This is a genomic window from Pseudoduganella lurida, from assembly GCF_007830455.1.
Taxonomy (GTDB): domain Bacteria; phylum Pseudomonadota; class Gammaproteobacteria; order Burkholderiales; family Burkholderiaceae_D; genus Rugamonas; species Rugamonas lurida.
On sequence record NZ_VLLB01000007.1, the window covers coordinates 107,702 to 127,534 of the forward strand.

Below are 19,833 nucleotides of genomic sequence, written 5' to 3' on the forward strand. Positions count from 1 at the left end.
TTCCGCCGTGGCTGCACAGCCGCAGGCCAACGTGATTCAGAAACGGAACCGACCATGGATAACGATGATGTCGTGGCAGTCGTGGGACTTGGCTACGTCGGCCTGCCGCTGGCGGTGGAATTCGGCAAGAAGCGGCCGACGATCGGGTTCGACCTGTCGGCCGCCAAGGTGGCCGCCTACGAGCGTGGCGTCGATCCCACCGGCGAGGTGCCCGAGGCGGACCTGCGCGCCGCGCGGCACCTGCGCGTCACCACCGATCCCGCCCGGCTGGCGGAAGCGGACTATATCGTCATCGCCGTGCCCACGCCCGTGGACATCGCGCACAATCCCGATTTCGGACCGCTGATCGGCGCCTCCACCAGCGTGGGCAAGCACATGAAGCGCGGCGCGGTCGTCATCTACGAATCCACCGTGTATCCGGGCGCCACCGAGGAAGTCTGCGTGCCCGTGCTGGAACGCCACTCGGGACTGAAATGGCGCGAGGATTTCCATATCGGGTTCTCGCCGGAGCGCATCAACCCGGGCGACCGCGAACACCGGCTGACCACCATCCTGAAGGTGGTATCGGGCGACGATGCCGCCACGCTGGACGCGGTGGCCGCCCTGTACGAATCGATCGTCACGGCCGGCGTGTACCGCGCCTCCAGCGTGCGCGTGGCGGAAGCGGCCAAGGTCATCGAGAACACGCAGCGCGACCTGAACATCGCGCTGATGAACGAGCTGGCCATCATCTTCGACAAGATCGGCATCGACACGCTGGAAGTGCTGCAGGCGGCCGGCACCAAGTGGAACTTCCTGCCGTTCCGGCCCGGCCTGGTGGGCGGCCACTGCATCGGCGTCGACCCCTACTACCTCACGCACAAGGCCGAGATGATCGGCTACCACCCGCAGGTGATCCTGGCCGGGCGCCGCATCAACGACGGCATGGCGAAGTACGTGGCCGAGAAAACCGTCAAGCAGATGATCGCCAACGGCTGCCACGTGAAGGGCGCCAAGGTGAACGTGCTGGGGCTCACGTTCAAGGAAAACTGCCCGGACCTGCGCAATTCGAAGGTGGCGGACGTCGTCTCGGAGTTGCGTTCCTATGGCCTGGACGTGCACGTGCACGACCCGGTGGCCGATGGCGGCGAGGCGCTGCACGAATACGGCATCGCGCTGGAGGGCTGGGACAGCCTGCCGCAGGCCGATGCAGTGCTGGCCGCCGTGTCGCACCGCGAGCTGCTGGCCCGTTCACTCACGGACCTGTCGGCCAAGCTGCAGCCGGGCGGCTGCTTCATCGACGTGAAGTCGCAGTTCAACCTGTCCGGCCTGCGCGAAGCGGGCTTCTCGGTGTGGCGCCTGTAGGCACGTGGAAACCATGGGAGGCGAGCGCGCTGTGAGCAAGTTCGACGACGTGAAGGCACACCTGCGCGGGCGCCGCTACCGCTGGCTCGTGACGGGCGCCGCCGGTTTCATCGGCTCGAACCTGGTGGAGGCGCTGCTCGGGCTCGGCCAGCAGGTGGTCGGGCTGGACAATTTCTCCACCGGCCACCGGCATAACCTGGACGAGGTGCGCGGCGCCGTCGGCGAACGGGCCTGGTCCGGCTTCCGCCTGGTGGAAGGCGATATCCGCGATGCGGCCACCTGCGCCCAGGCCTGCACGGGCATCGACTACGTGCTGCACGAAGCGGCACTGGGCTCCGTCAGCCGCTCGATCGAGGATCCGCAGCGCACCCACGATACCAATGTCACCGGCTTCCTGAACATGCTGCTGGCGGCCCGCAACGCGCAGGTCGCGCGCTTCGTCTATGCCGCCTCCAGTTCCACCTATGGCGACGATGCCGGGCTGCCGAAGATCGAGTCGCGCATCGGCCGGCCACTGTCGCCGTACGCCGTGACGAAGTATGTCAACGAGCTGTATGCCGAAGTGTTCGCGCGCTGCTACGGGATCGAGACGATCGGCCTGCGCTATTTCAACGTGTTCGGGCGGCGCCAGGATCCGCAGGGCGCGTATGCCGCCGTGATTCCGCAGTGGGTGGCGGCGATGATCGGCGACCGCCCCGTGCTGATCAACGGCGATGGCGAGACGAGCCGCGATTTCTGCTTCATCGACAACGTGGTGCAGGCCAACCTGCTGGCCGCCCTGGCCACCGCGCCGGGTGCGGTGAACTGCGTGTTCAACGTGGCGCTGAACCAGCGCACCAGCCTGAACCAGCTGTACCGCATGATGCGCGCCCTGCTGCAGGAGCGCTTTCCGCACCTGCGCGGCAGGGAGCCGCAATACCAGCAATTCCGGGCCGGCGACGTGCGCCATTCGCAGGCCGATATCACCCGTGCGCGCGAACTGCTGGGCTATGCACCGACACACACCATCGATGCGGGACTCGGCGAAGCAATGGACTGGTACGTGCAGCACCTGGCGAAGGCCAGCTGACCGGTTTACCGAGGCCGCGCGCGACGGCCCGGACATAAAAACGGATGTGCCCTTGGGGGGTCAACGATGCTCAGAATCTCGAACCACTACGTGTCCAAAGTGGTGTTCAGCCTGCTGTTCCTGGAAGTGCTGATCCTGATCGGATCGTTCTATGCGGGCGCCGGCCTGCGCGTGTCGGCGGGCGCCGAATTCATGCTGCCGCAGCTCGATCACTTCTTCCTGTCCGCCTGCGTGTTCGCGGCGGCGATCGTGTTCTCGATGAGCGCGCTGGGCATGTACCAGGTCCGGCTCAGCGAAGGGCTGCGCAATTCCTTCTTCCTGCAGCTGATGCCGTCGTTCGCGATGGGCTTCTGCATCCTCACGCTGGTGTTCTACCTGGCACCGGACCTGTACTTCGGCCGCGGCATCCTGGTGCTGGTGTTCTGCATCTCCGGCACCGGCATCGTGCTGGCGCGGATGCTGTTCCTGAAAACCTCCGAGCTGTCCTTCCTGGAATCGCGCATCCTGTTCATCGGCTGCGGCACGCTGGCGCGCGACTGCGGCGAACTGGCGCGTGCCGGCAGCTACCACCGCTACCGCATCGCCGGCTATGTGCGCGTGCCCTGCGAGGACGTGGCCGTACCGGAGGACAGCCTGCTGGTGCTGGAGGAAGGCCGCACGCTGCTGCAGCTGGCGCGCCAGTGCCGGGTCAGCGAAATCGTCGTCTCCGTGCAGAACCGTCGCGGCGTCGAGTTCCCCATTGCCGACCTGCTGGACTGCAAGCTGTTCGGCATCGAGGTCACCGATTCCACCACCTTCTTCGAGCGGGAAACCTGCCAGATCCGCGTCGAGTCCGTGCAGCCCAGCTGGCTGGTGTTCGGCGGCGGTTTCGACCAGAGCCGGGTGCGCACCTTCATGAAGCGCAGCTTCGACCTGGTCGCCAGCCTGCTGCTGCTGGTCGTCACGCTGCCGGTGATGCTGCTGACGGCGCTGGCCATCTACATCGAGGACCGCGCGCCCGTGTTCTATTCGCAGGAGCGGGTGGGCAAGGACGGGCACCTGTTCCGCGTGCTGAAGTTCCGCAGCATGTACATGGATGCCGAGCGGGGCGGCCCGCCGCAGTGGGCGGCCCGCAATGACCCGCGCATCACCCGCGTGGGCCGCGTGATCCGCAAGCTGCGCATCGACGAGCTGCCGCAGATCCTCAACGTGCTGAAGGGCGAGATGAGCTTCGTCGGCCCGCGGCCCGAGCGGCCGTACTTCGTCAGCCAGCTGAACGAGCGGGTACCTTACTACAACGTGCGGCACAGCATCAAGCCCGGCATCACGGGCTGGGCCCAGGTGCGCTACGGCTACGGCGATTCGGTCGACGACGCCCTGCAGAAGCTGCAGTACGACCTGTACTACGTGAAGAACAACAGCCTGCTGCTCGATGTGCTGGTGCTGATCGACACGTTCAAGGTCGTGATGTTCCGCGGCGGCCGCTGAGCGATGCACGGGCTACCCATGGCGGCCAGCGTGCCGGTCTTCAGCTACGCCAGCGCGGCGCTGGCGTTCCTGCTGCTGTGCACCGCACTGCTGACGCGCTGGCGCGGCCGTCCGCACGGCCGCCTGCTGGCCGCTGCCTGCGGCGTGACGGTGCTGTGGAGCGCCGCCCAGGCAGGGCTTGCGGGCGGAACGCCGCCGGCCATCGTGGTGGAACTGGCGGAGTTGCTGCGCGGTGCACTGTGGACCGCCGTCACGTTCGCCATGCTGGGCGCGGCGGCGAAGGCGCAGCGCCTGGCCCTGTTGCGGCGCTTTGCCATCGGCCTGTACGCGGTGCTGTTCATCGGCGCCCTGCTGCCGGCCGCGCTCACGCCTTCGCTCCAGTTCCAGCTCGCCGTTGTCGGCCGCATGGGTGCGGCGGTGCTGGGCATGCTGCTGGTCGAGCAGCTGTACCGCAATGCCGGCACGCAGGGCCGCTGGGCCGTCAAGTTCGTCTGCCTGGGCATCGGCGCCATGTTCGCCTACGACTTCTACCTGTACAGCGACATGCTGCTGTTCCGCGGCCTGAACCGGGACCTGTGGGCCGCCCGGGGCCTCGTCAATGCGCTGACGGCGCCGCTGCTGGCGGTCGCACTGCCCCGCAGCGCATCGTGGTCGAACCAGCTGGCCGTGTCGCGCCGCATGCTGTTCCATTCGGCCGCGCTGCTCGGCTCGGCCGGCTACCTGCTGGCCATGAGTCCGGCCGCCTACTACCTGCGCTTCGTGGGCGGCGACTGGGGCTCGCTGATGCAGCTGGCCTTCCTGTTCGGCGCCACGCTGCTGCTGGTGGTGATCCTGTTTTCCGGCAGCGTGCGGGCCTGGCTGAAGGTCTTCCTCAGCAAGCATTTCTACCGCTACCACTACGACTACCGCGAGGAGTGGCTGAAGTTCACGCGCACGCTGTCGCAACCCGGGCCGGGCCTGGGGGAGCGCACCGTGCAGGCGCTCGCCGCGCTGGTGGAAAGTCCCGGCGGCGGCCTGTGGCTGCGGCGCGAGGGCCGCTGCGAGCCGGCGGCCTGCTGGCACACGGCGGCCTCCCTCGCCGTCGAACCGGCCGATTCGCCATTCTGCCGCTTCATCGAAGGGAAGGGCTGGGTGGTGGCGGTGGACGAAAGCGACAGCGCCGCCCCGCTGCCCGACTGGCTGCGCGTCTACCCGCGTGCCTGGCTGGCCGTGCCGCTGATCCTCCACGAACAGCTGCTGGGCTTCGTGGTGCTGCAACAGCCGCGCAGCCCCGTCACGCTGAACTGGGAAGTGCTGGACCTGCTGAAGGTGGCCGGCGCGCAGGCGGCCAGCCACCTGGCGCAGCAGGAGGCCGGCGATGCGCTGCTGGTGGCACGCCAGTTCGATTCCTTCAACCGGCTGTCGACGTTCGTCGTGCACGACCTCAAGAACCTGGTGGCGCAGCTGTCGCTGCTGACGGCCAATGCCGAGAAGCACCGCGACAATCCGGCCTTCCAGCGCGACATGCAGGAGACGGTCGGCTATTCCGTGCAGAAGATGAAGCTGCTGCTGCAGAAGCTGGGCCGCACCGCCACGCCGCCGCAGGCGCGGCCGCTGGCGGTGGAGCGCGTGCTGGCGCAGGCCGTGGCGCTGAAGGCCGCATTCGAGCCCCGTCCCGAGCTGGACATCGCCACGGCCGGCCAGCATGTGCTGGCCGATGCGGAACGCCTGGAGCGCGTGCTGGGCCACTTGGTGCAGAACGCCATCGAAGCCACGCCCAGGGATGGCCGCGTGACGGTGCGCCTGAGCGGCACGGCGGCGTGGGTACGCATCGACATCGTGGACACGGGGCAGGGCATGAGCGAAGCGTTTCTCCGCGAGCGTCTGTTCAAGCCGTTCGACTCCACCAAGTCGGCCGGCATGGGCATCGGCGCGTTCGAGAGCCGTGAATACATCCGCGAGCTGGGCGGCCAGCTGGAAGTGCGCAGCGCACCGGGGCGCGGTACCACGTTCACGGTCAGCCTGCCCCGGTACCGCGTGGCCGCGAATGTGCGCGCCGCCTGATGCCATGAACCCATCGCCGAAAGGACCGTTGTGACGCAAACCAAACCGAAGCTGCTGGTGGTCGAGGACGACCTGGGGCTGCAGAAACAGCTGCGCTGGAGCCTGGACTCCTGCGAGGTGGTGGTGGCCGGCGACCGCGAGGCGGCAATGGCCCAGCTGCGGCGCCACGAGCCGGCCGTGGTGACGATGGACCTGGGCCTGCCGCCCGATCCGGATGGCGCCAGCGAAGGCCTGGCCACGCTGCAGCAGATGCTGGCGCTGGCGCCGGACACGAAGGTGATCGTCCTCACCGGCAACCAGGACCGTGCCCATGCCGTGCAGGCGATCGCGATGGGCGCCTACGATTTCCACCAGAAGCCGTGCGAGCCGGAGCTGCTCGACCTCGTGATCCAGCGCGCCTTCGTGCTGCACGGACTGCAGCAGGAACATCGCCGGCTGCAGCAAAGCGGGGCCGATGCGCCGCTGGCCGGCGTGATCAGCCGCGATCCGGCGCTGCTGAAGGTGTGCCGCAGCGTGGAGAAGGTGGCGCCCAGCGGTGCGACCGTGATGGTGCTGGGCGAGAGCGGCACAGGCAAGGAAGTGCTGGCGCGCGCGCTGCACCAGCTGAGTTCCCGCGCGAAGGAACGCTTCATGGCCATCAACTGCGCGGCCATTCCCGAAACGCTGCTGGAATCGGAGCTGTTCGGCTACGAGAAGGGCGCCTTCACCGGTGCGGCAAAGCAGACGAAGGGCAAGGTGGAGCTGGCGCACGGCGGCACGTTCTTCCTCGACGAGGTGGGCGACCTGCCGCTGCCGCTGCAGGCGAAGCTGCTGCGCTTCCTGCAGGAGCGCGTCATCGAGCGCGTGGGCGGCCACGAAGAGATTGCCGTCGACGTGCGCATCGTCTGCGCCACGCACCAGAACCTGAAGGCGCTGGCGGCCAGCGGCAGGTTCCGCGAGGACCTGTATTACCGCCTGTCGGAAATCGTGCTGACGATTCCGCCGCTGCGCGAGCGCACGGGCGATGCGGTGCTGCTGGCCCAGCATTTCCGCAACCGTTTCTGTGCCCAGGAGGGCCGCCCGCTGCTGCACTTCGCGCCGGATGCGCTGGCCCAGATCGCCCGTCACGCCTGGCCCGGCAATGTGCGCGAAATGGAAAACTGCATCAGGCGCGCCATCATCATGGCCGACGGCCCCACCATCACGGCGGACGACCTGGGGCTGGGTCTCGGCCCGGTGGAAGACGAGCCGCTGAACCTGCGCCAGGTACGCGACGAGGCCGAGTACCGCGCCATCGTCAAGGCGCTGGCGCGGGTGGACGGCAATATCGTCAAGGCGTCCGAACTGCTGGGCGTGTCGCGGCCCACGCTGTACGACCTGCTGGAGCGCCACGGGCTGAAGGCCGGCGCGCTGTCGGCGTAGATGGGGCTCCGGCTGGTGTTCGTGCTCCTGCTTTATATACTGCTGCTGTTCTACGGCAGCTGGTATCCGTTTGCCTGGAGCGCCCCGGGCGCGCCGCTGCTGGCGTTCCTGCACGGGCCGCTGCCGTCGCACTGGGACAAGGGCGACGTCGTGCAGAACGTGCTGGTCTACATGCCGTTCGGCCTGCTGCTGGTGGCGTGTCGCGCCTGTCGTCAGCGCCGCATGCATTTTCCGCTGGCCGTGCTGCTGGCTGTCCTGTGCGGCACGGCGGTCAGCCTCGTCATCGAATGCGGCCAGCAGTACCTGCCGGCGCGCGTGCCGTCGCTGCTGGACGTGGCGATGAACGCCACCGGCAGCATCGCCGGCGCCCTGGCCGCCGCGCCGTTCGACCGGCACACCGGCGTCGGCATCAACGTGTTCCGGCTGCGCGAGGCGTGGTGCCGTCCCGGTCCGCTGGCCGGTACCGGCCTGGCCGTCATCGGCCTGTGGTTCCTGTCCCAGACCAGTCCTCTCGTGCCGTCGCTGGACATCGCCGAGCTGCGCCACGCGCTGGGTTATCTGTACCGCGGCGTCACGCAGCCGTCCACCGCGGACCCCGGCAAATTCGCCACGCTGCTGTGCTACCAGGCGGGCCTCGGCATCCTGCTCGCCAGCCTGCTCGCAACTGGCCGACCGCTGCTGCGCACGTATTGCGTTTTGATGGCGGTCGTCTTCGTCTGCAAGCTGCTGGTGGCGGGCCGCGTGCTCTCGATCGAACTGGTGGCCGCGACGGCCTGCGCGCTGCCGTTGCTGGCGCTGGTGCGCACTTTCCAGCCGCGGGCGCTGGCCACCTGCGGCATCGCGCTGCTGTCGGCCGGCCTGGTGGCCTACGAACGACAGCAGGGCGTGCCGCAACTGCCCTGGCAGCCGTTCAACTGGGTACCGTTCGCGGGGCAGATGGAGAGCCTGTCCGGCCTGGAAAACATCCTGGAATTCCTGTGGCCGACGATGGCTGCCGCCTGCCTGCTACGGCAGGTGCTGCCGTTCCACTGGCAGGATGGGGCCGCGGTGGTGGGCACGGTGCTGGTGGGGGCCGGCATGTTCCTGCTGGAGTGGCTGCAGCAGGATGTGCCGGGCCGGTATGGCGACATCACGCAGGCGGTGCTGGCCTGTGCGGGCTGGATCGTGCCCTGGTGCGTACCGCGGGAAGGACCGCGCACGGCGGCGGCGCTGGCGGCGCATCGGCACTGATCCGTTGCGGCTGGCCGGCTACCGTGCCGCCTCGTCCGCGTTGGCCGGCAGCGCCTCCACCTTGCCGTCCCACTGGCCGGCCGCCACCAGCGTGTTGCGCAGGCCCGCCAGCGGGATGTTCATGCGGTAGGCCTTCTTCGCGTATGCCACGGCGCGGTCGTAGCGTTTTTCAGCCGCGTAGGCGATTCCGAGGTTGTAGTTGAGCGACGCGTTGTCCGGTGCCAGCGCGGCTGCCTTTTCCAGCAGCGGCAGTGCGCGCCCGCGCTGGCCCAGCCGGTACAGGTACTGGCCGTACGCGCCCCAGGTGATGCCGTCGTCCGGCTGGAAGCGCACGGCCCGCTCGAAGTAGCATTCGACCGCGTAGTTCGCACCCGGCAGGGTGGTCGCTTTCGTGCGCAGCGCCACCTGCGCCAGCGTGGCCAGTGCCGGCGCGTGGTTCGGAAAGGCGCGCAGCGTGTAATCGAGGTCGCCGCCGACGGTGCTGGTGTTGCCGCGCACGCCCTGCGCCACGTCTTCCGTGTAGTGGGCCGATTCCACGAGGTGCAGCGCATCGGGCGGCGGCGTGCGGTAGTCGAAGGGCCCGAAGGCGTTGGCCAGTTCGCCGCAATAGGGCTTGCAGGAGGCTGGCAGCGACAGGGCCAGCAGTGCCAGGGTCATCGGCACGACAGGAAATCGTTTCAGCATGCTTCGCGTCCTTTCGTTTGCGTTGCGGGCACGGCGGCGGTCACCTGGTCCAGCAGCCGCGCCAGTTCGGCCGTGCGGGCGCGGCGCGAGTTGGCAGCCACGGCGGCATCCGATGCCAGCGGCGCACGGCCCGCTTCGGCCAGCGCCAGGAAGTGCAGCAGGGCAGACGCGATGCCAGCGCTGTCGTCCAGCGGGCCGATCGTATCGATGCCGGCGTGGCGCAGTGCGGCTGCCGTGTCGCCGGCCGGATCAGTCAGCGCCAGCACGGGGCGGCGCGCCCGCAGGTATTCGTACAGCTTGGCGGGGATCTGGTGGTTGCAGTTACTGGCCTGGAGGATCAGCAGGCCGTCCGTGGCCAGCATCTCGGCCAGCGCTTCGCGGTAGGCGATGTGCGGCGCCAGGCCGACGATGTCGCCGATGCCGTATTGCGAAATCAACCCGCGCAGGTAGTCGTCATGGGCGGTGGCGCGCAATACCACGCGCAGCCGCGCGGCCGTCACGCTGCCTGCTGCCTTCAGCGTCGCGAGCGCGGCGAACAGCGGCACGGGGTCCCGCTCGGACGGGTAGATGATGCCGCTGTGGACCAGCGTGAACGGCTGTCCCGCACTGGCCGCAGGCGTTCGCAGGCCTGCCGCGTTGGCGAAGTTCTCCTCGTCGTAGCCGTTCTCGATCAGCGCGAAGCGGCTGGCCGGAATCCCGGGAAAGCGGCGCGTGTAGGTGGCGATGGCGCCCGGCGTGGTGCACACAGCGAGCGTGCAGTGGCGCAGCGTCTGCACCTCGATCCAGCGGTACACGCGGCGTGTCAGCGGATCGGCCGGATAGTCCACATCCGTCATCGGGTCGCGCAGGTCGGCGATCCACGGCAGGCCTGTCAGCCGGTGCAGCGCCAGGCCGACCAGGTTGGCGCTGGCGATCGGGTAGGTGGTCCACAGCACCTGCGGTCGATGGCGGCGGATCATGCGCAGCCCGGCCGGAATCGCGCCGAGGCACCACGTCACCCAGCGGTCCGGCAGCGCCAGCCAGCCTGCGTAGCGTCCGCGCAAGGACAGGTGGCGCGAGGTGTCCAGCGCGAACGCGCGGTGCACGACCGCTTCCGGCGGGATCTCGGCCAGCTGGTCCGCGCCGCTGTTCGCATAGGCGCGCGGATGGGCCGACAGCACCAGCGGCTGCCAGCCATGCTGCGGCAGGTACTGCGAGAACTTCAGCGTGCGCTGGATGCCGCTGCTGCCCCGCATCGGCGGATAGTGGTAGGCCACCATCAGCACGCGTTGCGGCGGCATCGGGTTCACCATGAGCGTACCCACTCGATCGTCCACCGTGCCACCTGGTCGCGCCATGCGCGGCGCGAAAACGTGTGGTCCGCGGATGCCAGCGTGCGGCGCTGCACGCGCGGCAGCGCCAACTGCTGCTGCCAGGGGCGCGAACCGGCCGCCATGGCGAGAAATTCCTGCGCCGTCAGATCGGCACTGCTGATCACCAGCAGCACGGGACCGGCGAAACCCTGCCAGCCGGCCAGCATGCGCGCGTGCAGGCCGGGCTGCGCCGGCGCGGGTGCCGATGCCGCGCTGCGCGATGCCCGCACCAGTCCCGTCAGCGAGCGGACTGCGCCACCGAAGTCGAACCGGCCGCTGGCGAGCTTCTTCCAGAATGCCGGCTGCAGCAGGCGCGCCAGGTAGTAGTGCTTCAGCGTGGCGCGGGCGTGGCCGTCCGCCGTGCGCGCCCAGGGATTGAGCAGCACCAGGCCGGCGATGCGGCGGTCCTGCCCTGCGTAGAACAGCGCCGCGCTGGCCCCATCGCACAGGCCCCACAGCACCACTTCGCGCAGGTCCGGACAGGCGGCCAGGAAGGTGTCCGTGGCGGCGCGCAGGTCGGCATCCACGTCGTGGAAACCGCGGGGCGCGCCGCCGCTGTCGCCCATGCCGCGGTAATCGAAGCGCATGGCCGGAATGCCCTGCGCCGCCAGCGCGCGGGCCAGCAGCACGAACTGGCGGTGGCTGCCGGTGCGGTATTGCGGACCGCCGACGACGATCAGCACGCCGCGCTTGGCCGTGCCCTGTGATGGATCGGCCGGACTGAGGATGCCCGTCAGCCATGCGCCTTCGCAGGCGAAAGACAGCGCCTGGTCGTCAGGCGGCATGGCAGCTTGCCGTGAATGCGGCGGTGGTGGCCGCCAGCAGCGCCGGACAGTCCTCGATTTCCTGCGTGGCCCAGAACGACGGCCCGGCGACGACCTGCGTCGTCACGCTGGCCCCCGCGCAACGCCAGGCTTGCACCGTGCGCGCGGCGGCGGGGGAGAGGGGGCGCCCGTCTTCCGCCGCGATCTCGAACCAGTGCACGGGACAGGCCGGCGCCGCCAGCTGCGCCGCATCGCAGGCATCGAGGGGCAACGCCAGGCCCGGGTCGAGCGTGTAGCCGGCGATTTCCAGCGGCGCGCCGGCGGCCAGCGCCTGGCGCAGCGCAGCCGTGCCGGTCGGCGTGCCGGCATCGTTGAATAACTGGCTGGCCACCTTCAGGCGCAGGAACTGCGTGAGGTACTGGCTGCCGGAGGTCACCGGCTGCCACAGGAGCAGGCCGGCGACATCGCGCGTGGCGGCCACGTCCAGGGCCAGCAGCGCGCCCAGGCGCAGGCCCCACAGGCCGGGCGTGATGCCATGACGCTGCGCCAGCCAGTCCAGGCCGCGCGCCACGTCCTGCCGCCACGTGGCCCAGCGCGCATCGCCGAAATCGCCGGCGCTGTCGCCGCAGCCGTGCAGGTCCAGCTGCAGTACCGCGTGGCCGCCCTGCGCCAGCGCGCGCGCCTGCAGGAAGGCCATGCGGCGCGACTTGTTCATCTCTTCGGCGAACGGATGCATGTACAGCCAGGCGCCGCGGCAGGCCCCGGCCGGGGGGTGGTGCAGCCCGAAACGCGCCGCCGCCCCGCCGTCCAGGAAGAACGGCCGTGCGGGCGGCGGCGTGGCGGGGCTGCCGTCCATGTCAGGCCGTCATCTTGTGCTTCACGAAAGCGGCCAGGCTGCCCAGCGTGGCAAAGGTTTCCGCGCTGATCTCGTCGTCGTCGACGGCAAAGCCGAACCCCTCTTCCAGTGCGCCGATCAGCTGCACCACCGCCATCGAATCGAGTTCGGGAATGCTGCCCAGCAGCGCGGAATGTTCGTCCAGCGCCTGGCCGGCGGGGCCCAGGGTCAGCACATCGATGACAATCTGTTTTACTTCGTCGAGAACCATGTCTACTCCATTGTGGGGGTGGGCTGCCGGGCGGGCGCGGGCACGGATCGTTTGCGCAACCGCTGCAGCAGGGTGGCATGGCCGCCGGCGGCGGCATGCAGCTGGCGCAACAGCGGCCAGCGGTAATGGTTGACATGGTACATGGTGCGGATTTCATCGGTCCAGCGCGTGTGCCATTCCATGACCTTGCCGTAGAACTCCAGCCGCACGACCTGTTTTTCGTCAAACAGGCGGCGGCAGCCTTCCTCGCGCATCAGCAGGGTGGGCGACAGGCCGGGCGGCACCGTCTCGTCGTAGGTGGTCTTCAGCACGATCAGCGTGCCCTCGCCTTCGATGCACAGGTCCATCGCCACCAGCTGCCGGTCGAACCAGTAGCGGTAGACGGCGGCCTGGCCGCGCGCCGCGAAGCCGGCCAGCATGGCGGCGTAGAAGCGGCCCTGGGCATTGTCGGGATGGATGGCGGTGCCCAGCTGCGCCTTCCATCCCGCGCTTTCCAGGCGGCCGTAATCGGCCACGGCCAGGGCCATCTGTTCCGGCAGGCGGTCGATCTGCAGGCGCGTGACGGTGCCGTCCTTCAGCAGGCGGGCGCGCTGTTTTTTCAGGTTGCTGCGCAGGTTCTTGCCGCGCGCGTTCCAGTAGTCGTCGAAGCTGCCGGCCACCGGCACATGGGCGGTGCGGATGTAGTCGAGGGTGCGCAGGGTCGGGCTGTCGGGCGGGCGTGCTTCCAGCAGCGGATCGCGCTGCGTCAGGCCCACCAGCAGCGCGACGCCGGGCAGGCGGCGGGTCAGCGCTGCCAGCAGCGGTTCGAGCGGGATGTCGGGCCGGTGCAGCCACAGGCCGAGCGGTGCCTGCGAAGGCTGCAGCACTTCCCAGATGCCGCCGCCGCGCGCCGCCAGCACGGTCATCGCGACGATGCCGTCAGCGGCAGTGCAGATGGCGAGCAATGTGCGCGATGTGGCGAACTCCCGCAGCAGCGGTGCCACGAATTCCGGTGCCAGCAGCGGGGTGCGCGCGGTGGCAGCGTTCAGCGTACGCCACGTCTCTGCGTGTTCATCGAACGCCGTGGCGGGAAACAGCTGCCATCGCGGTTGCCAACTCGGTTGCAAACTCATCTTGCATGCTCTCCCGGCGCCAGCACGGCGGCGCGCACCGTGTCGATCATCCAGCCGATTTCCTCGTCCCGCAGGTCCTGGTGGCAGGGCAGCTGCAGCACCCGGCGCGACAGGTCGACGCTGTTGGCGCACACGCCCGCATCCACGCCCGGCCACAGGAATTCGCTGAAGCGGATCACCGGCACGCCGGTCTCCTTCAGGCGGTGGAACAGCGCCTCCGGTGCGGCGCAGCGCAGCGGGAACACCCAGGGGTACACGCCGTCCGGCAGGCTGGCGAACAGGGGCCGGCAGCCGGGCAGGGTGCCCAGCGCCTCGTGCAGGCGCAGGTAGTGGCGGCGCCGCAGGGCGCCCATCCGGCGGCGCGACACGGCGCGCAGCATCAGCCGCGAAAAGAAAGAAGAGCGCTTGGTCAGCCAGGCCGGATCGAAGCCGAAGCCGCCTTCCGACGAGCCGGGAGCCAGCGCCGGCACCGTGCCATGACGGCGCGCCTTGATGAAGCGCCATGCCGCATGCTGCGCCGCCATCGGCAGTGCGAGCAGCCGGCGCAGCAGCGGCAGGCGGCCGTACGCAAAGCCGTTCTCGATCGGGTTGAGCAGCATTTTCACTTCGAAGCCGATGCCGGCCGGTTGCAGTCGCACGCCGTCGAGCCGGTGGCGCGCCGAGACCAGGCAGCCCCCTTCGTAGACGGGATAGAACTTCATCGTGCTGGCGATCGCGTAATCGCCGAAGGAGCCGAGCGGCCGGCCGGCATGCTCGCCCAGGAAGGAATGGGCGCAGTCTTCCAGCAGCCGGATGCCGTGCGCGTCGCAGAACGCCCGCAAGGCCGGCAAGGGCTGGTGGAAGCCGAAGTAGTTGGTGGCCATCAGCACGCGCACGTTGCCCGCGCCCGCCAGCTTCGCGGCGATGTCGTCGAGATCGACGGCGGTATCGGCTTGGATGCGGTAGAACAGCGGCGCGGCGCCGGCCCACACCACCGGCTCGATCATCGACGCGCAGTGATAGGCGGGCACCAGCACCGTGTCGCCCGGCCCCACGCCCATCCCGCGCAGCGCCAGCGCGATGGCGACGCGGCCGCTGGTGACGAAACGCGCCTGGCCCGCATCGAGAATGGATGGCACGGGCGGCCCATCGCCGCGCCGGAACGCGTCCAGCGACAGGGCCGGGGCCGCCGGCAAACGGGCAGGCGGATAAGCTGGCGCCATCGGCACGGCGCTGGCGTCCGGGTTCGCTGGTGAAAGGCGCATCGTCTCCGTCTCGGTTGCGGAAGGTGCTGGCAGCCACTGTCATCTCTTGCAACTTCCGAGTATAACGATCAAGTAACTGGAGGTATATCAATGCGTTGCCAAAAACATACGTCCGTGGTTGTTTTCACAGCCGGGAATGGCGTTTAATTTACCGTTGGCTTTGCCAAAAAAAGGCGAAGAAGTAGTTGTAAAATGTTAATATCGCCCCCCGAGTTTCCGTACGGTTGCAAGCGCTGTTTGTCTCCACGGAGTTTTTGACCGCAGGACTGACCATGAGCGACCTGATCCACGATTTCATCTTCCATTCGGCCGCGCGCAAGCCCGGCGCGGAGGCCCTCGTGCACGGCACGCGGCGGCTCGATTACGCCTGCCTGGCCGGTCTGGTGCGCCGCACGGCGGGGGCGCTGCGGGCCGCCGGCCTGGAGCGGGGCGAGCGGGTCGCCGTGTACATGGAAAAGAATGTCGAGAACGTGGCGGCCATGTTCGGCGCGGCGGCGGCCGGTGGCGTGTTCGTGCCCGTCAATCCGCTGCTCAAGCCGGAGCAGGTGGCCTACATCCTGGCCGACTGCAATGTGCGCGTGCTGGTGACGACGGCCGACCGCTTCAAGCTGCTGGCCGGCGTGCTGCCCGCCTGCCGCGACCTGCGGCGGGTGCTGGCCGTCGGCGGCAGTGCCGGGCTGCCGGCCATCGAAGGTGTCGCCGTGGGGGCATGGGACGAAGCGCTGTCGCACGCCACGCTCGATGCGGCCGCGCCGCGCGCCATCGATGGCGACATGGCGGCGATCCTGTACACCTCCGGCAGCACGGGCAAGCCGAAAGGCGTGGTGCTGTCGCACCGGAACATGGTGGCCGGCGCCACCAGCGTGGCCGGCTACCTGCGCAACACGCCGCAGGACCGGATCCTCGCCGTGCTGCCGCTCAGCTTCGACTACGGCCTGTCGCAACTGACGACGGCGTTCCACGTGGGCGCCACGGCTGTTCTGATCAATCACCTGCTGCCGCGCGACGTGCTCAATGCCGTGGTGGCCGAGCGCATCACGGGGCTGGCCGCCGTGCCGCCGCTGTGGATCCAGCTGGCGCCGCTGGCCTGGCCGGCCGACTGCACGCTGCGCTACCTCACCAATTCCGGCGGGGCGATGCAGCGGCCCACGCTCGAGGCGCTGCGCCGCGCGCTGCCCGCCGCGCAGCCCTTCCTGATGTACGGCCTGACCGAAGCGTTCCGTTCCACCTACCTGCCGCCGGAAGAACTGGAACGCCGGCCCGATTCGATGGGCAAGGCGATCCCGAACGCGGAAGTGATGGTGCTGCGGCCGGACGGCAGCGAATGCGCACCGCACGAGCCGGGCGAGCTGGTGCACCGTGGCGCCCTCGTGTCGCTGGGCTACTGGAACGACCCTGCCAAGACGGCAGAGCGCTTCAAGCCCATCGGCGCGCGCCACTACGGCCTGCCGCTGCCGGAGCTGGCCGTGTGGTCCGGCGACACCGTGCGGCGCGACGAGGAAGGCTTCCTGTACTTCATCAGCCGCAACGACGAGATGATCAAGACCTCCGGCTACCGCGTCAGCCCCACCGAAGTCGAAGAAGTCGTGTATGCGCGCGAACACGTGGCCGAGGCGGCCGCGCTGGGCGTGCGGCATCCGGCACTGGGCCAGGCCATCGTCGTCGTCGCCTATCCCCGCGAAGGCGCCGCACTGACGGCGTCGGACCTGCTGGCGGCCTGCAAGCCGCACCTGCCGGCCTACATGCTGCCGCAGAAGGTGGTCATCGCCACGGCCGGCCTGCCGCGCAACCCCAACGGCAAGATCGACCGCAAGCTGCTGGCCACGCAGTACGAGAACGTCTTCATGGAGGAACAGTGACCGCACCCCGCCCGCAGCACGCACCGCTGCTGCAGTTCCCCGTCGTCGACGATTGCCTGCAGGTCGGCGGCATCGCCCTGACGCGCCTCGCCCAGCGGGTCGGCCAGACGCCGTTCTACGCCTACGACCGCGCCGCCATCACGGCACGCGTGGCCGACCTGCGCGCGCACCTGCCGGCGGACGTGCACCTGCATTACGCCATGAAAGCCAACCCGATGCCGGCCGTGGTGCAGCACCTGGCCACGCTGGTGGATGGCATCGATGTCGCTTCCGGGGGCGAGCTGCGCGTGGCGCTCGATACGCCGGTGGACCCGCTGCACATCAGCTTTGCCGGTCCCGGCAAGAGCGATGCGGAGCTGGCCAGCGCGATCGCGGCCGGCATCGTGCTGAACCTGGAGTCCCCTGGCGAGACGGAACGTGCCGCTGCTGTCGGTGAACGGCTGGGCATCACGCCCCGCGTGAACGTGCGCGTCAATCCCGATTTCGAACTGAAGTCGTCCGGCATGAAGATGGGCGGCGGGCCGAAGCAGTTCGGCGTGGATGCCGAAGCGGTGCCGGAACTGCTGCGCCGCATCGGCACGCTGGGGCTGGACTTTCACGGCTTCCACATCTTCTCCGGCTCGCAGAACCTGAAGGCGGCGGCGCTGCACGAGGCGCATGAAAAAACCTTCGCGCTGGCACTGCGGCTGGCGCAGGACGCGCCCCGGGCACCGCGCATCCTGAACATCGGCGGCGGTTTCGGTATTCCCTACTTCCCTGGCGAGGAACGACTCGACCTGGCCGCCGTGGGCCGCAACCTGGATGGCGTGATGCACGAAGTGCGGCCGCAGCTGGCCGGCACGCAGGTGGTCATCGAACTGGGACGCTATCTCGTGGGCGAGGCCGGCGTGTATGTCAGCCGCGTGGTGGACCGCAAGGAATCGCGCGGCAGCGTGTACCTGGTGACGGATGGCGGGCTGCATCACCACCTGTCCGCCTCCGGCAATTTCGGCCAGGTGATCCGCAAGAACTACCCGGTCGTCATCGGCAACCGGGTGCATGGCGGGGTGCGGGAGAAAGCGTCGGTGGTCGGCCCCCTGTGCACCCCGCTGGACCTGCTGGCGGACGGCATGGAGCTGGCCAGCGCGGGGCCGGGCGACCTGGTCGCCGTGCTGCAGTCGGGCGCGTACGGCATCACGGCCAGCCCGGGCGGCTTCCTCAGCCACCCGGCCGCGCTGGAAGTCCTGGTTTAACAATCGTTTCGGAAGTCCTCGGTAGTACACGTCTGATCGAACGGCCGGCTGGCGGCCGTCACACCTGCGGGGTGCACGATGAGCGGTCTGTGTGGATGGATGGGCTGGCAGGACCAGGAACATGACCGTGGCATGGCCGCGCGCATGGCGGCGCCGCTGGCCCGCTTCGACGGCAGCACGCTGTGCCCGCTGCAGGGCGGGCGCGCCGCCGCGGTCATTGCAGGGGCCGGCGACACGTGGCAGGGCAATGGCCTTCTCGTGGCGCTGTGGGGGCATCCGACGATGCTCGATGCCGCGCTGGCCGGGCCGGCCGTGGCGCAGGGTGTCGCTGCCGTGCTGGCGGCGCAGTACCGGAACCAGCCTGACCCGCAACGCCTGTGCGCGCTGCTGCACGGCGCCTTCGCGCTGGCGCTGCTGGACGAACGCACCGGCACGGCCATCCTGGCCATCGACCGCATGGGCGTCCATCCGCTGGCCTGGCAGCTGGCCGGCGAAGCGCTGCTGTTCGCCTCGTCCGCCGATGCGCTGGCCCGTCATCCGCTGGCGCGCACGGCGCTCGACCCGCAGGGTATCTACGACTACGTGTACTTCCACATGATGCCCTCGCCCGGCACCGTCTACCGCGACCAGCAGCGCCTGCTGCCGGGTCACCTGCTGCACTACCGCCAGGGCCGCGTCGAGACGCATCCCTACTGGCGCATGGCCTTCCAGGAAGAGGGCGGCCGTTCGTTCGGCGAGCTGCGGAACGAATTCCTGGCCCAGCTGAAGTACAGCGTGGGCGCGGCTGCCGGCGGTGCGAAGGTCGGCGCCTTCCTCAGCGGCGGCACCGACAGTTCGACGATTGCCGGCATGCTGTGCGAAGTGCGCGGCACGCCGGCCGACACGTATTCGATCGGCTTCGCGGCCGAAGGCTACGACGAGATGGCCTACGCGCGCATCGCCTCGCGCCACTTCGGCACCCGGCACCACGAGTACTACGTGACGCCGGACGATGTGGTGCAGGCGATTCCGCACATCGCCGCCGTCTGCGACCAGCCTTTCGGCAACGCGTCGGCCGTGCCGGCGTTCTACTGCGCGCAGATGGCGCGGCAGGACGGCATCACGCGCATGCTGGGCGGCGACGGCGGCGACGAACTGTTCGGCGGCAACGAGCGCTACGCGAAGCAGCATGTGTTCGCGCGCTACGAACGGGTGCCGGCGCTGCTGCGCAAGGCGCTGCTGGAACCGGCCGTGTTCCACTTCCCCGGCGGCGAGCGCGTGCGGCTGCTGCGCAAGGCGAAGAGCTATATCGAGCAGGCCTCGGTGGACATGCCGGCAAGGCTGGAAACCTATAACCTGCTGGGCCGCTACGGCGCGGCGCAGGTGTTCACTGCCGACTTCCTGGCCGGCGTGAACGTCGACGCGCCGCTGGCCGGCCTGGCCGATACGTATGGCCGCAGTGCAGCGCGCAGCCTGATCAACCGCATGCTGGCGCTGGACCTGAAGATCACGCTGGCCGACAACGACCTGCCGAAGGTGACGAAGGCCTGCGAACTGGCCGGCGTGGAGGCGGCCTTCCCGTTCCTGGACGATGCGATGGTGGCCTTCTCGGCCGGCCTCACGCCCCAGCAGAAGCTGAACGGCACGCAGCTGCGCTGGTTCTTCAAGGCGGCGCTGAAGGACTTCCTGCCGCCCGAGATCATCGCCAAGCAGAAGCACGGCTTCGGGCTGCCGTTCGGCGTCTGGCTGCAGCAGCACGCGCCGCTGCAGCAGCTGGCCAGCGACAGCCTGTCGGACCTGAAGGCACGCGGCATCGTGCGCGGCGACTTCATCGACCAGCTGACGGGCCGGCACCTGCAGGAACACGCCGGCTACCACGGCACCATGGTGTGGGTGCTGATGATGCTGGAGCAGTGGTTCCGCAGCCGGCCGCTGAGGGGGGCCTGA

The 19,833-nt window shown here is 69.1% G+C and carries 16 protein-coding genes; 9 read left to right on the forward strand and 7 right to left on the reverse strand.

Annotation, left to right across the window (positions count from 1 at the left end; all coding sequences use genetic code 11):
- Positions 1-54: 54 nt before the first annotated feature.
- The 6 genes from IP91_RS19085 to IP91_RS19110 all read left to right on the forward strand — a co-directional run bounded on the left by IP91_RS19085 (position 55) and on the right by IP91_RS19110 (position 8,554).
- Positions 55-1,344 (forward strand): nucleotide sugar dehydrogenase, encoded by a 1,290-nt coding sequence (locus IP91_RS19085; RefSeq protein ID WP_145650686.1) that lies wholly within the window; start codon positions 55-57, stop codon positions 1,342-1,344.
- A 13-nt stretch (positions 1,345-1,357) separates the two neighbouring features.
- A complete protein-coding gene (locus IP91_RS19090) occupies positions 1,358-2,413 on the forward strand; it encodes an SDR family oxidoreductase (protein ID WP_145650687.1) in 1,056 nt (351 codons plus the stop codon).
- A 66-nt stretch (positions 2,414-2,479) separates the two neighbouring features.
- Entirely contained in the window at positions 2,480-3,880 is a 1,401-nt protein-coding gene (locus tag IP91_RS19095; RefSeq protein WP_145650688.1) for a TIGR03013 family XrtA/PEP-CTERM system glycosyltransferase, read from the forward strand.
- Positions 3,881-3,883: 3 nt separating this feature from the next.
- Positions 3,884-5,923 (forward strand): XrtA/PEP-CTERM system histidine kinase PrsK, encoded by a 2,040-nt coding sequence (gene prsK / locus IP91_RS19100; RefSeq protein WP_229474665.1) that lies wholly within the window; start codon positions 3,884-3,886, stop codon positions 5,921-5,923.
- Between the two features lie 30 nt (positions 5,924-5,953).
- Complete coding sequence (gene prsR, locus IP91_RS19105) at positions 5,954-7,324, forward strand: PEP-CTERM-box response regulator transcription factor (protein WP_145650689.1); 1,371 nt, start codon at positions 5,954-5,956, stop codon at positions 7,322-7,324.
- Positions 7,325-8,554: a VanZ family protein gene (locus IP91_RS19110; protein ID WP_145650690.1), complete on the forward strand. Its 1,230-nt coding sequence runs from the start codon at positions 7,325-7,327 to the stop codon at positions 8,552-8,554. It abuts the gene before it with no gap.
- A gap of 18 nt (positions 8,555-8,572) precedes the next feature.
- On the opposite strand, the gene IP91_RS19115 is transcribed toward IP91_RS19110, so the two are convergent.
- Genes IP91_RS19115 through IP91_RS19145 form a run of 7 tightly spaced genes read right to left on the reverse strand, consistent with a single transcriptional unit; the run spans position 8,573 to position 14,816 of the window.
- A complete protein-coding gene (locus IP91_RS19115) occupies positions 8,573-9,238 on the reverse strand; it encodes a tetratricopeptide repeat protein (RefSeq protein ID WP_145650691.1) in 666 nt (221 codons plus the stop codon).
- Positions 9,232-10,518: a glycosyltransferase gene (locus IP91_RS19120; protein ID WP_229474667.1), complete on the reverse strand. Its 1,287-nt coding sequence runs from the start codon at positions 10,516-10,518 to the stop codon at positions 9,232-9,234. Before IP91_RS19120 ends, IP91_RS19115 begins: the two co-directional genes overlap by 7 nt.
- A 5-nt stretch (positions 10,519-10,523) precedes the next feature.
- The gene (locus IP91_RS19125) at positions 10,524-11,375 is read right to left on the reverse strand and encodes a hydrolase 1, exosortase A system-associated (RefSeq protein WP_145650692.1); all 852 of its coding nucleotides are present in this window, start codon (positions 11,373-11,375) and stop codon (positions 10,524-10,526) included.
- A complete protein-coding gene (locus IP91_RS19130) occupies positions 11,365-12,210 on the reverse strand; it encodes a hydrolase 2, exosortase A system-associated (protein WP_145650693.1) in 846 nt (281 codons plus the stop codon). The genes IP91_RS19125 and IP91_RS19130 overlap by 11 nt, the downstream gene beginning before the upstream one ends.
- A 1-nt stretch (position 12,211) precedes the next feature.
- On the reverse strand, positions 12,212-12,460 hold the full coding sequence (locus IP91_RS19135) for an acyl carrier protein (protein WP_145650694.1): 249 nt from the start codon (positions 12,458-12,460) through the stop codon (positions 12,212-12,214).
- Positions 12,461-12,462: 2 nt separating this feature from the next.
- Positions 12,463-13,572, reverse strand: coding sequence for a GNAT family N-acetyltransferase (locus IP91_RS19140; protein ID WP_145650695.1), 1,110 nt, complete (start codon positions 13,570-13,572; stop codon positions 12,463-12,465).
- Complete coding sequence (locus tag IP91_RS19145; RefSeq protein ID WP_229474669.1) at positions 13,569-14,816, reverse strand: aminotransferase class I/II-fold pyridoxal phosphate-dependent enzyme; 1,248 nt, start codon at positions 14,814-14,816, stop codon at positions 13,569-13,571. The genes IP91_RS19140 and IP91_RS19145 overlap by 4 nt, the downstream gene beginning before the upstream one ends.
- A 272-nt stretch (positions 14,817-15,088) precedes the next feature.
- Here IP91_RS19145 and IP91_RS26500 point away from each other — a divergent pair, with 272 nt between their 5' ends.
- From IP91_RS26500 to IP91_RS19160, 3 genes are all read left to right on the forward strand, one after another.
- Entirely contained in the window at positions 15,089-16,675 is a 1,587-nt protein-coding gene (locus IP91_RS26500) for an acyl-CoA ligase (AMP-forming), exosortase A system-associated (protein WP_145650696.1), read from the forward strand.
- The gene (locus tag IP91_RS19155) at positions 16,672-17,907 is read left to right on the forward strand and encodes a pyridoxal-dependent decarboxylase, exosortase A system-associated (RefSeq protein WP_145650697.1); all 1,236 of its coding nucleotides are present in this window, start codon (positions 16,672-16,674) and stop codon (positions 17,905-17,907) included. The genes IP91_RS26500 and IP91_RS19155 overlap by 4 nt, the downstream gene beginning before the upstream one ends.
- Before the next feature lie 78 nt (positions 17,908-17,985).
- Complete coding sequence (locus IP91_RS19160; protein WP_145650698.1) at positions 17,986-19,833, forward strand: asparagine synthetase B family protein; 1,848 nt, start codon at positions 17,986-17,988, stop codon at positions 19,831-19,833.

Bases quoted from the DNA above. Each gene is read 5' to 3' on its own strand.
- IP91_RS19140 (WP_145650695.1), bottom strand. From the start codon at position 13,572: ATGAGTTTGCAACCGAGTTGGCAACCGCGATGGCAGCTGTTTCCCGCC.
- IP91_RS19130 (WP_145650693.1), bottom strand. From the start codon at position 12,210: ATGGACGGCAGCCCCGCCACGCCGCCGCCCGCACGGCCGTTCTTCCTG.
- IP91_RS19125 (WP_145650692.1), bottom strand. From the start codon at position 11,375: ATGCCGCCTGACGACCAGGCGCTGTCTTTCGCCTGCGAAGGCGCATGG.
- IP91_RS19160 (WP_145650698.1), top strand. From the start codon at position 17,986: ATGAGCGGTCTGTGTGGATGGATGGGCTGGCAGGACCAGGAACATGAC.
- IP91_RS19115 (WP_145650691.1), bottom strand. From the start codon at position 9,238: ATGCTGAAACGATTTCCTGTCGTGCCGATGACCCTGGCACTGCTGGCC.
- IP91_RS19085 (WP_145650686.1), top strand. From the start codon at position 55: ATGGATAACGATGATGTCGTGGCAGTCGTGGGACTTGGCTACGTCGGC.
- IP91_RS19145 (WP_229474669.1), bottom strand. From the start codon at position 14,816: ATGCGCCTTTCACCAGCGAACCCGGACGCCAGCGCCGTGCCGATGGCG.
- IP91_RS19110 (WP_145650690.1), top strand. From the start codon at position 7,325: ATGGGGCTCCGGCTGGTGTTCGTGCTCCTGCTTTATATACTGCTGCTG.
- IP91_RS19095 (WP_145650688.1), top strand. From the start codon at position 2,480: ATGCTCAGAATCTCGAACCACTACGTGTCCAAAGTGGTGTTCAGCCTG.
- IP91_RS19090 (WP_145650687.1), top strand. From the start codon at position 1,358: ATGGGAGGCGAGCGCGCTGTGAGCAAGTTCGACGACGTGAAGGCACAC.
- IP91_RS26500 (WP_145650696.1), top strand. From the start codon at position 15,089: ATGAGCGACCTGATCCACGATTTCATCTTCCATTCGGCCGCGCGCAAG.
- IP91_RS19135 (WP_145650694.1), bottom strand. From the start codon at position 12,460: ATGGTTCTCGACGAAGTAAAACAGATTGTCATCGATGTGCTGACCCTG.
- prsK (WP_229474665.1), top strand. From the start codon at position 3,884: ATGCACGGGCTACCCATGGCGGCCAGCGTGCCGGTCTTCAGCTACGCC.
- IP91_RS19120 (WP_229474667.1), bottom strand. From the start codon at position 10,518: ATGCCGCCGCAACGCGTGCTGATGGTGGCCTACCACTATCCGCCGATG.